A 13,806-nucleotide genomic window follows, 5' to 3' on the forward strand; every position below is an offset into this window, starting at 1 on the left:
GGGCGTCCGTCGCTTGCGTGGCGACGGCTTCTGATCGCCTTTATCCGACAGCCGCGCGCCTTCGCGGCGCTAGACCTTGGTCTAAGAAACCATACGCCTAGGGCGCGTCCTGCAGGGGCGCGTCGTGCAGGCGCTGGCGCCGCTCGGCGGCGTAGGCGATCAGCCACAGGGCCATCGACCAGGCGGCGCCCACGCTCCACCCCGCGAACACGTCCGACGCCCAGTGCGCGCCCAGATAGATGCGCGTCAGCCCGATCAGCAGGGCGATCGCCACCGCGCAGCCCAGAACATAGGCCTTTAGCCGCTTGCGTGGAAAAGCGCGCGTCAGCATGACCCCCAGCGTCAGATAGAAGACGGTCGACAGCAGGGCGTGGCCCGAGGGGAAGCTGGCGTTCAGCGTCTCCACCGCCTGATAGATTTCGGGCGGCCGTTCGCGCTCGAACAGGGCTTTCAGGCCTTCGCTCAGGGCCACCCCGCCCGCCAGGCCGACGACCAGCATCAGCGCCGACAGCCGCTTGCCCATGATCAGCAGGAAGCCGATGGCGATGACGGCGAACAGGGTCAGCACCGATATGCCGCCGAGCGAGGTCAGATCCGCCGCCGCCTCGTGCAGCCACCACGGCCCCCAGGGGCGCCCCGGATCATCGGCGAAGGGCCGCACCGCCGCCAACACCGCATGGTCAAAGGCCTGGCCGTCGGCTTCCTGAATGTCGTCGGCCACCTCGATGAAGATCAACACCCCCAGGGCGACCACCAGCATGGCGGCCACGGCGGCGATCTCCGTGCGGGCGACGCGCAGGGCGCGGGTCAGGAAGGCGGTGGGATGCGGGGCCATGGGGCGCTAACGGCCAAGCTGTTGCGGTGTTCCCTGTCAGCCCTCGCAGAAATCGACGACGGTTCGGTGAAAAATGTGATCCCGCATTTCCTGAGTCATTTCCACAGGGTGTGATCAGCCGCCCACCGATTCGTCAGAAAAGCTCCCGTCAAGAGCTTTACCTGCGGTTAGGGATATGCACCCATATATCTAGCCGAACACCGGCAAGCAGCCACTAGATGTAGTGTCTCAAACCGGTACGGCCTTCTAATCGCATTTGTTCGGGACAGGGACGAAAATGGCTGGCGGCGAAGCGTTGCAGACGACGGAATTCTCTACGGTTTCCTCGGCGTCGCCCGAGACCAAGCCGGAGCTGACGGTGGTGAACGGCCTGAAACTGGACCGCACGCGCGACGCCCTGCTGACCGAATTCGGCAAGAAGACGCTGGAAGACCGCTACCTGCTGGCGGGCGAAAGCTATCAGGACATGTTCGCCCGCGTGGCCACGGCCTACGCCGACGACGCGGATCACGCCCAGCGCGTCTACGACTATATGTCCAAGCTGTGGTTCATGCCGGCGACGCCGGTGCTGTCGAACGGCGGCGCCGATCGCGGCCTGCCGATCTCCTGCTTCCTGAACTCGGTCAACGACAGCCTGGACGGCATCCAGAACGTCTGGAACGAGAACGTCTCCCTGGCCTCGAACGGCGGCGGCATCGGCACCTATTGGGGCGGCGTCCGCTCCATCGGCGAGAAGGTCAAGGGCGCGGGTCAGACCTCGGGCATCATCCCCTTCATCCGCGTGATGGATTCGCTGACCCTGGCGATTTCGCAGGGCTCGCTGCGTCGCGGCTCGGCCGCCGTCTATCTGGACATCCACCACCCGGAAATCGAAGAGTTCCTTGAGATCCGCAAGCCGTCGGGCGACTTCAACCGCCGCTCGCTGAACCTGCACCACGGCATCAACATCACCGACGCCTTCATGGAGGCGGTCCGCGACGGCAAGCCCTTCGACCTGATCTCGCCCAAGAACGGCGAGGTCCGCAAAACCGTCGACGCCCGCAACCTGTGGACCAAGATCCTCGAAATCCGGATGCAGACGGGCGAGCCATATCTGATCTTCTCGGACACGGTGAACCGGCAGATGCCGCAGCACCAGAAGGATCTGGGCCTGTCGGTCAAGCAGTCCAACCTGTGCTCGGAAATCATGCTGCACACGGGTCTGGACCATAAGGGCGTCGAGCGCACCGCCGTCTGCTGCCTGTCGTCGGTCAACGCCGAGACCTTCCTGGAGTGGCGCGAAGAGCCGCGCTTCATCGAGGACATCATGCGCTTCCTCGACAATGTGCTCGAGGACTTCATCACTCGCGCCCCGTCGTCCATGGCCGCCGCCGTCTATTCGGCCCAGCGCGAGCGTTCGGTGGGTCTGGGCCTGATGGGCTTCCACTCCTTCCTGCAGTCGCAGGGCGTGGCCTTTGAATCGGCCATGGCCAAGAGCTGGAACATGCGCCTGTTCAAGCACCTGCGTCGCGAGGCCGACAAGGCCAGCCGCACCCTGGCCGAAGAAAAGGGCCCCTGCCCCGACGCCGCCGATCGCGGCGTGATGGAGCGGTTCAGCCACAAGCTGGCCATCGCTCCGACCGCCTCGATCTCGATCATCTGCGGCGGCACGTCGGCGGGCATCGAGCCGATCCCGGCCAACATCTACACCCACAAGACCCTGTCGGGCTCCTTCGCGGTCAAGAACCCCTATCTGCAGGATCTGCTGGGCGAGAAGGGCATCGACACCGAGGCCGTCTGGTCTTCGATCCTCGAGAACGAAGGCTCGGTCCAGCACCTGGACGCCCTCAGCGACGACGAGAAGGCCATCTACAAGACCGCCTTCGAGCTGGATCAGCGCTGGGTCATCGAACTGGCCGCCGACCGCACCGGCGACATCTGCCAGGCGCAGTCGCTGAACCTGTTCATCCCCGGCGACGTCAACAAGTGGGATCTGCACATGCTGCACTGGTCGGCGTGGGAGCGGGGCCTGAAGTCGCTGTATTATCTGCGGTCCAAGTCGGTGCAGCGCGCCGCCTTCGCCGGCGCCGAGGACAAGAAGGAAGAAGAGATCGATCCGAACCAGCCGGACCTCTTCTCCATCGCCCGCACCGACTATGACGAGTGCCTGGCCTGCCAGTAAGGCAAGCCTTCACACTCAACGCCATCGCCTTTGAGCCGCCCGGGGAACCCTCTCCGGGCGGTTTCGTTCGTCATAAAGGAATGTGGCGTAAAAGAGTCCGTTGCGGTTCCCCGGCGTTCGTGCACAGTGGAAGCGTTAACGGATCGGGAGGCACCGTTGATGCGTCGGATGGCATGGGCAGGATGGATGATCGCGGCGGTCGCCCCGACGACCGTTTTCGCCATGCCGCAAACCGTTGTGGAAGGCCCCATCGCCGCGCGCGGCGGCGACGCCATCCGGTTCGAGGACGCCGCCGCCCGGCTGGACAGCCGCCTGCCCTTCACCGCCGAACCTGACGCCGCCTTCGGCGCCCCGGTGCAGTTCAACGATGTCGCCCGGCTGAGCGCCGATCAGGGCGAACTGCGTCAGGAAGCCTGGTTCGCCGGCGACGGCTTCACCGACCGACTGCGGATCACCACGACTGGAGAACTGCGTCGCGCCGACGGCTCGCCCGCGCCGCCGCGCGCCCTCGACCCCGTCGCCTTCTCGGGCGAGAGCTATGACGTCACCTATACGCGCGGCTGGACCGCCGCCAAGGGCCGCACGGCCTCGGGTCTGGAGGTGTCGCTGACGCCCCACGCCGGCTTCGGCGTCGGCAGCGACGGCCCCTCGGCCGAGGCGGGCGCCACCCTGCGCATCGGCGAGAACCTGGACCGCCTGGCCCCCAACGGCGACGAGGCCTTCGGCGAGCGGCCGCGCTGGTATCTGTACGCGGCCGGGTCCAAGCGGGCGGTCGGCTACAACTTCGCCCGCACCCGCGACGGCGACTTCGCCCGGTCCGGGGTCAGCCAGGACGCCGGAACCTACCTGGGCGACGCCTCCATCGGCGTGGCCTATCGCCGGGGCTCAGTGCAGAGCTCCTTCGGCGTCGTCTATCGCGAGATCGAGGCCAAGGGCCTGCGCGGCTATCAGGGCATCAGAACCGATGTGTCGGAAGGCCTGGTGGCCTTCCAACTGACGATCCGCCCGCCGCGCTAGGCGGCCCCGCGCCCCTTACTGCGTCCGCGCCACGCCCTCGCGGCGGCTGTCGGCCGCCCCGTCCCAGCGCCCGTTCCGCCACAGCCCGCCATGCAGGCCCGAAGTCTCGGTCGTATTGGGCCGCAGCTCGACGCCCCGCTCCGCCATGCCGTCGCGCACCGCCTCGGGGAAGCCTTCGGTGTCGGCGCCGAAACCGTCGCCCTTGGCCACCAGATTCGGCAGGTCGAAGGCCTGTTGCAGCGGCAGCCCCCAGGCCAGGGCGCCGATCAGGGCCTTGGCGTTATAGGCCAGGATGGACGATCCGCCCGGCGAGCCCAGCAGGCCGATCAGACGTCCTTCGCGATCCAGGATCAGGGCCGGCGACATGGACGAGCGCGGCCGCTTGCCCGCCGCCACGGCGTTGGCCGCCGGCGTGCCGTCCGACGCCGTCGGCACCATGGAGAAGTCGGTCAGCTGATTGTTCAGGAAGAAGCCGCCCGCCATCCGGCCCGAACCGAACAGGCTCTCGACCGTGGTGGTCATGCTGACGGCGTCGCCCTTCGCATCGACGACGACCAGGTGCGAGGTGCCCGCCGGTTCGCGCGTGGCGTCCGCGCCGACGTTCGGCGCCCCCGCCGGCACGCCATAGGGCGCCGCGCCGCGCAGAGCCGGCGCCAGAGCCGCCCGCTCAGCGACATAGGCCGGGTCCAGCAGGCCTGCGACCGGCACGGAGACGAAGGCCGGATCGCCGAAATAGCGGTCGCGGTCGGCGTACATCAGCCGCTGCAGCTGGCCGAAGGCGGCCCAGGCCTCGGGGCTGTCCGGCCCCTTGTCGATGTCCGGCGTCTGCTCGGCCATGGCCAGCAGCTCCAGGATGGAGGCGCCGCTGGACGGCGGCGGCGGCACGCAGATGGTGTAGATCTTATAGGGACCGCACACGGCCTCGCGCACCACGGGGCGATAGCCGGCGATGTCGGCTGCCGTCAGGGCGCCGGGTCGCGGGCCTTCGTTGACCGCCTCGACGATGGCCTCGGCCAGCGGGCCCTGCTGCAGGGCGGCCGCGCCCTCGCGCGCGATGCGGCGCACCGTCTCGGCGTAGGCCGGATTGCGCAAGGTCTCGCCCGCCTGATAGCGCGCGCCGTCCGGCTTGGTGAAATACTCGGTCGCCCAGCGCGTCTTCGCCTGGGGGGCATCGCCGTTGATCATGCCGGCCAGACGCGGGCTGACGATGAAGCCGTCCTGCGCCAGTTTCTCGGCGTCGCCGAACAGGTCGGACCAGGCCAGGACGCCGTGCTGCTGCTGAGCCAGGGCCAGCATGGGCACCACGCCCGGCGCCCCGGTCGAGCGTCCGCTCAACACCGCATCGACAAAGGCCAGCGGCTTGCCGTTCTCATAGAAGAGCTCAGGCGTGGCGGAGGCGGGGGCCGTCTCACGTCCGTCATAGACGGTGATCGCGCCGCTTCCGGCGTCATAGAACATCATGAAGGCGCCGCCGCCCAAACCCGAGGACTGCGGCTCGGTCAGACCCAGCACCGCCTGGATCGCCACCGCCGCGTCCACGGCCGAACCGCCTCGGGCCAGCACCTTCATCCCCGCCTCGACCGCCAGGGGGTTGGCCGCCGACACGAACGGCCCCCTGGCGACGGAGGCCTGCGCCGCCGCAGGCGCCTCAGCCGAAACCGGCGCCGCCTCGGCCTGAACCCCTTCCGCCGTCGTCGTGCATCCCGTCAGCAACAGGGCCGCAAGCGCCGTCCCGGCCGCGAGAGAGGAAATCCTGCGCGCAGGGCGCAGATGGGAGAAGGAAAAGGCGCGCACTCAAGCACTCCGGGACGTTACAGGGAGGCTTTATGCCTAGGCCCGCAGGCCTCCGAGGCCAACCCCGCATTTTCTCAAGATTTTCTGAGAAAACCTGCTTGCCAGCACGAAAGCGACCCGCTAGATACCCGGCCCTGCCCGCAAGGCGGTGCGCACCCGTAGCTCAGCTGGATAGAGCACCAGACTACGAATCTGGGGGTCAGGAGTTCGAATCTCTTCGGGTGCGCCATCTCTCCTTATCATGATGATGTAAGGCGAAACGGCCGTAATATGCGCCGTTCGCTCTGGCTGCGCGACGCACGACCCACGCCCTCCATCGCCAAGTTAATATAAAATCAACGTTTCTGCGCCTTGGCAGGAACGACCGTCGCATTGTGGCCGTTTCTTGTCCGGAGGAACGCCTGAGATGGTGTGCGAGAGGGACGGAAGCCGGACCGCCGGAGGTGGTGGGTCGCGCCTGCCCGCAAGGGCATGGTGACGCGCGCGGTCAGCGTGCGCCGTTCCGTATCCGCGCCGGCCGATCTGGCCGCCCTGCGCAATCTCGCCTCCATCACCCGACTGAGCGATGAAGAACGCGCCCTGATCCGACGGTTGTGCGTGTTTCAGGAGGCCGTGCCCGCGGGCCAGCCTTTCGATCCCGACGGCCGAGCCGCCTCGCCGCGCCTGATCCTGAGCGGATGGGCGTGCCGCCAACGCATCCTGGCCGACGGTCAGCGCCAGATCTTCGGCTTCCTGCTGCCCGGAGATTCCGTAGGGCTGAGCCTTGATCCGCGTCCGCTGGACGAGACGACCATCATCGCCCTGACGCGGGTCGAATATGTCGACGCCCTGATGCTGCGCGAGATCCTGGCGCTTCAAGACCCGCGCCACGATCGGCTGCGCCGCGCCCTGGCGACGTCGCGCCGATACGAGGAAACCTGCCTGCTGAACCATGTGGTGCGGCTGGGCCGGCAATCCGCCCAGGCGCGTCTGGCCCACCTGCTGCTGGAGTTGCGCGACCGGCTGCAGCGCGCCGGGCTGTGCACCAGCGACCGCCTGCACCTGCCGCTGACCCAGGAGACCCTGGCCGACGCCCTGGGGCTGAGCCTGGTCCATGTCAGCCGCACGCTGGGCCAGATGCGGCGCGGGCGGCTGATCGCCATGCAGAGCGGCTGGGTCACCCTTCTGGACGAGGCCCATCTGCGCGCCGCCAGCGACTATGGCGTCGACGACCACGCCCTTCACTGAAACCCGAACGAAAAGAGAGAGAGCGAGCGTCATGAGCCCCCACCGACAACCGTCTCGGCCCCGCCCGCCTCTTTCACCGCATCGACCGCCGCGCCGGACCGGGTCCACGCTGCGAATGATCGGCGCCTCGGTCGCCATGGCGGCCCTGCTGGCCCCCGGCGCCGCCCTGGCCCAGGACGAAGAGCTGGCGGCGCGGGTCGCGCGGCTGGAAGCTCTGGTCATCGAGCAGCAACGCCGTATCGAGGCGCAGGAAGCCCTGTTGAACGAACGCGCCGCCATGGCGCCGCCGTCCGTCGATCCGCGCTGGCAGGTGCAGACCGACGCCTCGGGCCGAGCGGTCTTCGCAGATCGAACCCTGAACCAGTTGCGCGCCGGCCAGCAGGTCGCCAGCACCATCGCGCCCAACGGTCCGGCCCAACCGACCCTGCCCCCGAGCGAAGCCCCGCCGCCGCCCGCGCCCGAGGTGCGGCGCGAGCAGCTGGCCGCCATTCCCGAAGGCATCGCCGTGCTGAGCCAACCGGGCAAATTCACCCTGGACGTCTCGACCGAGTACACGCGCTCCAGCGCCAACCGCCTGGTGTTCCGAGGCATCGAGATCGTGCCCGGCGTGCAGATCGGGGTGATCGAGGCCAATGAGGCGGATCGCGACACCGGCGTCGTCACCCTGGCCGGGAAATACGGCATCGGGCCGCGCATGGAAGCGGAGCTGCGCGTGCCCTACGTCTGGCGCAACGACACCATCACCACCGTGCAGCAGCGCGACGAAGCGGTGACGCGGACCATCGACCTGAGCGGCGACGGCGTCGGCGACGTCGAAGCGGCCCTGCGCTATCAGATCAACGGCGGCGAGCGCGGACGCCCCATCTTCATCGCCGGCCTAAGGGTCAAGAGCGACACGGGCGAAGGACCGTTCGACATCGATCGCGACGAGTTCGGCATCGCCACCCGCCTGGCCACAGGCTCGGGATTCTGGGGTGTCGAGCCCAGCATCAGCTTCCTGTACCCCAGCGATCCGGCGGTCATTTTCGGCAGCCTGAGCTACTTCGCCCACCTGCCGCGCGACATCAACAAGACCGAGGGCGAGATCCGCATCGGCGAGGTCGATCCCGGCGACGCCATCGGCCTGTCGATCGGTTTCGGCTTCTCGCTGAACCCGCGCTTCTCCTTCTCGCTGGGCTACAAGCACAACTACATTCGGCCGACGACGAGCGAGTTGAACGACATCACCGAAAAGTCCGATGCGCTTCAGGTCGGCGCCCTGCAGTTCGGCATGTCCTACCTGCTGAACGACCGCTACAGCCTGAACGGCAATTTCGAGTTCGGCGTGACCGAGGATGCGCCGGACATGCGCTTCATCCTGCGCCTGCCGATCGTCTTCTGACATGAAGAAGGGGCCGCCCGACGGCGGCCCCTGAGAGACTCGAACGCTGCGGCCTAGAAGCCGCCCAGACTTCTGAGTCCGGCCCAGTCAATGTCGCGGGCGATGTTCGATCCGTAGTTGTGCATCTGACTGTTGGTCTGGATCGTCGCCAGGTCAGGCAGGACCAGGTTCAGCTCCATGTCCTGGCGGATGTTGCGATTATCGGCGTTGTTGATGATCAGGTTCTGCAACTGGCTGGTCGTGATGTTGTGCAGGATCGCCGTCGCGCCCGAGCCGTCCACCACCGCCACCCCGCCGGTGTTGCTCAATCCGCGAAGGTCGATGCCGCCCGCCACCAGGCTGGCCATAGCGCCTGCCAGATCAGCCACGCCGGGGACGTTGTGCTGAACCTGCTGACTTACGGGTCCGGTCGGCGTCCAGGTCAGTTGCGTCTGAAGAGCCAGCTGATCGTTCACATAGGAACGGACCACCACGCCGAAACCGAAGGTGAAGCCTCCCGCCGTCATGAAGCCGCCACGCGCCTCGGACATGTCCGCGTCCGTCATGATCTGAGGCCCGCGCATGACCTCGACCGGCGTAGCAACCGGCGATGGCGCCGCCGACGGCGGGGTCGCGAAGGGCTCCAGAGAGGCGTCACCGACAAGCTCGGCGGCGAAGGCGACGGATTCGGCCGAGACCGGCGCCGCCAGACTGACCGGCGCCAGGCAGGTCATGACGAGCAGAATGCTTGAACGCGCGCGTCTCATGGTCGTCACCTCAGATAGGGATCGAGGGAGAAACGCGTCGTCACTTGATACAGCGGCGGCAACTCCCGCGTCAGTTCCGCCAAGGACATGGGCTGAAGCGCCTGCCCCGGCCGCGACCGGTTCCAGATGCGCCACTCCTCGGCGTCGTTGAAGGTGTCCGCCGGCTGGCGGACGACGAAGGCGACTCCATTCCACATGGCGGTGAACTGGTCGCGCGAATAGATCTTCAGGCCCAGGGCCGGATCGCCGACCAGGACATGGCCCGCGTCATCGCCCTTGAAGACCACGAAATGTTTGTAGCCGGCCGTGTCGATCATCACGATGGCCGGAGCGTTCATCTCGATCAGCTCGTCCAGGCTGAGCCGGAAGCCGTCGGCGGGATAGCCGCGCGCGTCGAGGTAGCGCTTCATGTCCAGCAGGGAGAAGCCGACGCGGCGGATGGTCTCCTGATCCCCGTCGGCGAACATGGCGCGGAACACCTGAGCCTCGCCGACATCGCGGCCGTAGTGATGGCGCAAAAGGGTGGCCAGAGCCGCCGAGCCGCAGCTGAAGTCGTACTGCTGGCGCACCACGGTGCGGAACGGCAGGTCGCGATAGCTGACCACCTTCACTCGGCCCGCGGCGGGACCGTTGTTCAGCAGGATCTCGGCCTGGGCCGAAGCCGCAGACAGGGCCGGCAAACCCGCCACGGCGGCCAGGCCCAGGTTGAGCAGAAGCCGGGCGGACGAGCGTGTCACGGGTTCGGAGCCGTCGTCACGATATTGATCGTGATCGCGCCTTGCAGGTTGTTGTTGTTGCCGCTGTTCATGACGAAATTGCCGATGCCGTTGAAACCGGAAAAGGCGTTGGCGTCGATACGCATCCCGCCCGTCGTCACGGTGTTGGCGTTGACGCTGTTGCCGCTGTTGGTCGCCTGCAGCAGTTGGTCGCTGGCGATGACCACCGACGACGCGCCCTGACGGCCGTGCAACGCATCCAGTTCGTCAACAGCCAGCGACCGCGGCCCTGTGGCGGCGGTTGAAGCGTCAACGGGAGCCGGAGCGACAATGATGAAAGGCGGAGGGGGCGTCGGCGGAGAGGCCGAATTCGGATCGGCCGCCCCCAGCAACGCCAGGGTCGACAGAATGCTGAGCATGGTTCCCTCCCAGGAAAAAGGAGTTCGGCGGCCGGAGGACCGGCCGCCGAAACGAAGGCTTAGTTACCGCCGCCGTTGCCGAAGGTGACGTTGGCGTTGGCGCTGATCGCCGTGGCCGCCTGACCAACCGAAGCCAGGCCGGTGTTGTTGCTCACCGTCTGGATGCCCGCGAAGCCTGCGAAGGCGCCGCCGCTCTGGTTGATGTCGCCGGTGCGAATCCGGCCGTTCTGCCGACCGTCATTGTCTTCCGACATGTCGAAGCTCAGGTTGCTGACGTTGGCGCTGAGCTCCTGCATGTTCAGGGACACACGGATGTCGCCGATATTGGTGGAGTTGTCGTTACCCGAGTCATTCACCGAATTGTCGTTGAAGGAGTCAGAGACCCCCAACTCCAGGTTGGTGTTGGTCGAGTTGTCAGTATTGGTCGAGTTGTCCGTATTGAACGAGTCGTCGACGCCCAGCTCCAGATTGGTGTTGGTGGAGTTGTCCGAATTATCGTTCAACGAATCCGAAATGCCCACATCCAGGTCCGTGGAGTTGTCGGTGTTGAACGAGTCATCAACGTCCACGTCCACATCAGTATCGGTGCTGTTGCCGCCGCTGTTGTAGGAGTCGGTCGCCGTGGTGTTGCCGCCGACCGCACCGTTCGGACCGCTCGAGGACTGAGCCTGAGCCATGCCCGCAAAAGCCAGAGCCCCAGCCAGGACCGCAGCAGACGTCATTAGTTTGGCACGCATTTCCTTGCCTCCAATCAAAGGTGATTAAGGAGGCTCCTCCACCTCCGAAGGCCGAAATCGTCGAATGACACGGGTCGTTCCCCTTAAGAGAACCCCTGATTTTCCTCGAGAATTCGTACACTCCGGCCATCTTGCGGGAGAAGATCTGATCAAATGGAGTGGAGCCCTGAGGCCAGGACGCTCGACATCCCGTCATTTGATCAAAAGACCACCCAGAATAAAGTTGGCGAAGTCGTGACTTTTTTAAGGCATGCGCGCCGTAGCGGTTCGAGTCTCCGCTCAACGGCTCCCGTGGCGCAATCGCTCCGGCCGTGCTACGCGCGCCGAACCATGACGACGCCCCCTATCGAACGCATCCGCAACTTTTCGGTGGTCGCCCACATCGACCACGGCAAGTCGACCCTGTCCGATCGCCTGATCCAGTTCACGGGCGGCCTGACCGCGCGCGAAATGTCGGAACAGGTTCTTGATAATATGGACATCGAGAAGGAGCGCGGCATCACCATCAAGGCGCAGACCGTGCGCCTGAACTACAAGGCCAAGGACGGCGAGACCTACGTCCTGAACCTGATGGACACGCCGGGGCACGTCGACTTCGCCTATGAGGTGTCGCGTTCGCTGGCCGCGTGCGAAGGCTCGATCCTGGTGGTGGACGCCTCGCAGGGCGTCGAGGCCCAGACCCTGGCCAACGTCTATCAGGCGATCGACAACAACCACGAGATCGTCCCGGTCCTCAACAAGATCGACCTGCCCGCCGCCGAGCCGGACCGGGTGCGGGCCCAGATCGAGGACGTCATCGGCATCGACGCCTCGGAGGCCGTCATGTGCTCGGCCAAGTCGGGCATCGGCATCGAGGACGTGCTGGAGGCCATCGTCGCGCGTCTGCCGGCGCCCAAGGGCGACATCAACGCCCCGCTGAAGGCCATGCTGGTCGACGCCTGGTACGACCCCTACCTGGGCGTGGTGCTGCTGGTGCGCGTGTTCGACGGCGTGCTGAAGGCTGGCATGCGGGTGAAGATGATGCAGACCGGCTCGTCGCACCTGGTCGACCGCGTCGGCGTCTTCCTGCCCAAGAACACCCCGGTCGAGCAGCTCGGCCCCGGCGAGGTCGGCTTCATCACCGCCCAGATCAAGGAAGTCGCCCACGCCGCCGTCGGCGACACCATCACCGACGAGAAGAAGCCCACGGCCGAAGCGCTGAAGGGCTTCAAGGACGTGCAGTCGGTGGTCTTCTGCGGCTTGTTCCCGGTCGACGCCGCCGACTTTGAAGACCTGCGCGCCGCCATCGGCAAGCTGCGCCTCAACGACGCCAGCTTCACCTATGAGATGGAATCCTCGGCGGCTCTGGGCTTCGGCTTCCGCTGCGGCTTCCTGGGCTTGCTGCACCTGGAGATCATTCAGGAGCGGCTGAGCCGCGAGTTCAACCTGGACCTGATCGCGACGGCCCCCTCGGTCGTCTACAAGATCGGCCTGCGCGACGGGACCGAGATTGACCTGCACAACCCGGCCGACCTGCCCGACGTCATGCAGATCGAGACCATCAGCGAGCCGTGGATCAAGGCCACCATCCTGACCCCCGACGAATACCTCGGCGGCGTGATCAAGCTGTGCCAAGATCGTCGCGGCAGCCAGATCGAGCTGTCCTACGTCGGCAGCCGCGCCCTGGTCGTCTATGAGCTGCCGCTGAACGAGGTCGTCTTCGACTTCTACGACCGGCTGAAGTCGATCTCGAAGGGCTACGCCTCGTTCGACTATGAGATCACCGACTACAAGGTCGGCGACCTGGTGAAGATGTCGATCCTGGTCAACGCCGAGCCGGTCGACGCCCTGTCCATGCTGGTCCACCGCGCCCGCGCCGAGACGCGCGGCCGCGGCATGGTGGAGAAGATGAAGGAGCTGATCCCGCCCCACATGTTCACCATCCCGATCCAGGCGGCCATCGGCGGCAAGATCATCGCCCGCGAAACCGTCCGCGCCCTGCGCAAGGACGTGACCAGCAAGTGCTACGGCGGCGACGCCACCCGCAAGAAGAAGCTGCTGGAGAAGCAGAAGGCCGGCAAGAAGCGCATGCGTCAGTTCGGCAAGGTCGAGATCCCGCAGGAAGCCTTCATCGCCGCCCTGAAGATGGACGAGGATTGAGGATCAGTCCAAATCTCCGGCATTACGAAGAAGATTCAATTCCTCGTCCGACTTGGGCTTCACAGCGACGAAATCGTCGGTCGCCAGCTGAAAACCGAGTTTTCGGGCCAGTGGCGCATCATAACGCCCTGACAACAGCGCAACTCCCAAAGGTCGCAGAACATCGGGCGCGCCGCCGTTCGCCCGAAGTCGCTTCATCGGGTCTTTTTGGTCGAAGAGCAGCGCTGCAAGAACCGTCCGGTGCGTGACCCGTCGATCATTTTCGAGAAAGAACATCGCGGCTCGCCGCTTCCCGATCTTTATCTGACGAAGTTCACGAAAGCGCTTCATATCGAGACCCGCCCAGCGATTGGGCGGCCAGGCGACACCCGATGCCAGCCAGAGGATGTTGCCGTAAGCTGAGGAAAGCACCCCGCGTTTGCCGTCCCGATTAGGCGCACCGAGGTACGCTTCGCGCGCCACCATCAACCCCATCCAAGATTTGCGCTCGTCTTCATCGGCTGCAAGCAGGATGACGGGCTCCTCATCGCGATAGGTTTCCGGCGGGATCATCCAACTCCATGATCGGCTGACCGTATTCTTTATATCCACGTCGTGATCCAAGAGCGTGAGGTCACGAACGCCTTTAGGCGCA

12 protein-coding genes and 1 tRNA gene are annotated in these 13,806 nt (G+C 65.9%); 6 read left to right on the top strand and 7 right to left on the bottom strand.

Translation table 11 applies throughout. The features are described from left to right. Positions 1 to 97: 97 nt before the first annotated feature. Positions 98 to 835 (bottom strand): phosphatase PAP2 family protein, encoded by a 738-nt coding sequence (locus tag BDIM_RS02590; protein ID WP_003164007.1) that lies wholly within the window; start codon positions 833 to 835, stop codon positions 98 to 100. Positions 836 to 1,112: 277 nt separating this feature from the next. On the opposite strand from BDIM_RS02590, the gene BDIM_RS02595 reads away from it, so the two are divergent. Further along, positions 1,113 to 2,996, top strand: coding sequence for a ribonucleoside-diphosphate reductase subunit alpha (locus BDIM_RS02595; protein ID WP_040344597.1), 1,884 nt, complete (start codon positions 1,113 to 1,115; stop codon positions 2,994 to 2,996). A gap of 168 nt (positions 2,997 to 3,164) precedes the next feature. Then, positions 3,165 to 4,013, top strand: a complete 849-nt coding sequence (locus BDIM_RS02600; RefSeq protein WP_112999725.1) for a lipid A-modifier LpxR family protein — start codon at positions 3,165 to 3,167, stop codon at positions 4,011 to 4,013. 15 nt (positions 4,014 to 4,028) lie between these two features. Here BDIM_RS02600 and BDIM_RS02605 read toward each other — a convergent pair whose 3' ends face one another. Next, positions 4,029 to 5,807 carry a gamma-glutamyltransferase family protein gene (locus BDIM_RS02605; RefSeq protein ID WP_003164011.1) on the bottom strand — a complete coding sequence of 593 codons (1,779 nt, stop codon included), beginning with the start codon at positions 5,805 to 5,807 and terminating at the stop codon, positions 4,029 to 4,031. 152 nt (positions 5,808 to 5,959) lie between these two features. Between BDIM_RS02605 and BDIM_RS02610 the strand changes: the two genes are divergently transcribed. From BDIM_RS02610 to BDIM_RS02620, 3 genes are all read left to right on the top strand, one after another. Next, positions 5,960 to 6,036 (top strand) — tRNA-Arg (locus BDIM_RS02610). Positions 6,037 to 6,278: 242 nt separating this feature from the next. After that, positions 6,279 to 7,034 carry a Crp/Fnr family transcriptional regulator gene (locus BDIM_RS02615; RefSeq protein WP_003164012.1) on the top strand — a complete coding sequence of 252 codons (756 nt, stop codon included), beginning with the start codon at positions 6,279 to 6,281 and terminating at the stop codon, positions 7,032 to 7,034. A gap of 115 nt (positions 7,035 to 7,149) precedes the next feature. Then, positions 7,150 to 8,415, top strand: coding sequence for a transporter (locus tag BDIM_RS02620; RefSeq protein WP_003164013.1), 1,266 nt, complete (start codon positions 7,150 to 7,152; stop codon positions 8,413 to 8,415). Between the two features lie 53 nt (positions 8,416 to 8,468). On the opposite strand, the gene BDIM_RS02625 is transcribed toward BDIM_RS02620, so the two are convergent. From BDIM_RS02625 to BDIM_RS02640, 4 genes are read right to left on the bottom strand one after another with little or no spacing between them, the layout of a single operon-like run. Continuing rightward, complete coding sequence (locus BDIM_RS02625) at positions 8,469 to 9,161, bottom strand: hypothetical protein (protein WP_143276816.1); 693 nt, start codon at positions 9,159 to 9,161, stop codon at positions 8,469 to 8,471. Between the two features lie 5 nt (positions 9,162 to 9,166). Further along, on the bottom strand, positions 9,167 to 9,898 hold the full coding sequence (locus tag BDIM_RS02630; RefSeq protein WP_003164015.1) for a C39 family peptidase: 732 nt from the start codon (positions 9,896 to 9,898) through the stop codon (positions 9,167 to 9,169). Continuing rightward, positions 9,895 to 10,296 (bottom strand): hypothetical protein, encoded by a 402-nt coding sequence (locus BDIM_RS02635; RefSeq protein WP_003164016.1) that lies wholly within the window; start codon positions 10,294 to 10,296, stop codon positions 9,895 to 9,897. The genes BDIM_RS02630 and BDIM_RS02635 overlap by 4 nt, the downstream gene beginning before the upstream one ends. Positions 10,297 to 10,355: 59 nt before the next feature. Then, positions 10,356 to 11,033, bottom strand: coding sequence for a hypothetical protein (locus tag BDIM_RS02640; RefSeq protein WP_138142034.1), 678 nt, complete (start codon positions 11,031 to 11,033; stop codon positions 10,356 to 10,358). Between the two features lie 330 nt (positions 11,034 to 11,363). Here BDIM_RS02640 and lepA point away from each other — a divergent pair, with 330 nt between their 5' ends. Then, a complete protein-coding gene (lepA, locus tag BDIM_RS02645; RefSeq protein ID WP_003164018.1) occupies positions 11,364 to 13,172 on the top strand; it encodes a translation elongation factor 4 in 1,809 nt (602 codons plus the stop codon). A 3-nt stretch (positions 13,173 to 13,175) separates the two neighbouring features. Here the strand turns inward: lepA and BDIM_RS02650 are convergent. Then, positions 13,176 to 13,806: NaeI family type II restriction endonuclease (locus BDIM_RS02650; RefSeq protein ID WP_211205958.1), on the bottom strand; the 631-nt coding region annotated here is incomplete at its 5' end.

Source organism: Brevundimonas diminuta ATCC 11568, from assembly GCF_000204035.1.
Lineage (GTDB): Bacteria > Pseudomonadota > Alphaproteobacteria > Caulobacterales > Caulobacteraceae > Brevundimonas > Brevundimonas diminuta.

Bases quoted from the DNA above. Each gene is read 5' to 3' on its own strand.
- BDIM_RS02590 (WP_003164007.1), bottom strand. From the start codon at position 835: ATGGCCCCGCATCCCACCGCCTTCCTGACCCGCGCCCTGCGCGTCGCC.
- BDIM_RS02595 (WP_040344597.1), top strand. From the start codon at position 1,113: ATGGCTGGCGGCGAAGCGTTGCAGACGACGGAATTCTCTACGGTTTCC.
- BDIM_RS02600 (WP_112999725.1), top strand. From the start codon at position 3,165: ATGGCATGGGCAGGATGGATGATCGCGGCGGTCGCCCCGACGACCGTT.
- BDIM_RS02615 (WP_003164012.1), top strand. From the start codon at position 6,279: ATGGTGACGCGCGCGGTCAGCGTGCGCCGTTCCGTATCCGCGCCGGCC.
- BDIM_RS02620 (WP_003164013.1), top strand. From the start codon at position 7,150: ATGATCGGCGCCTCGGTCGCCATGGCGGCCCTGCTGGCCCCCGGCGCC.
- BDIM_RS02625 (WP_143276816.1), bottom strand. From the start codon at position 9,161: ATGAGACGCGCGCGTTCAAGCATTCTGCTCGTCATGACCTGCCTGGCG.
- BDIM_RS02635 (WP_003164016.1), bottom strand. From the start codon at position 10,296: ATGCTCAGCATTCTGTCGACCCTGGCGTTGCTGGGGGCGGCCGATCCG.
- BDIM_RS02640 (WP_138142034.1), bottom strand. From the start codon at position 11,033: ATGCGTGCCAAACTAATGACGTCTGCTGCGGTCCTGGCTGGGGCTCTG.
- lepA (WP_003164018.1), top strand. From the start codon at position 11,364: ATGACGACGCCCCCTATCGAACGCATCCGCAACTTTTCGGTGGTCGCC.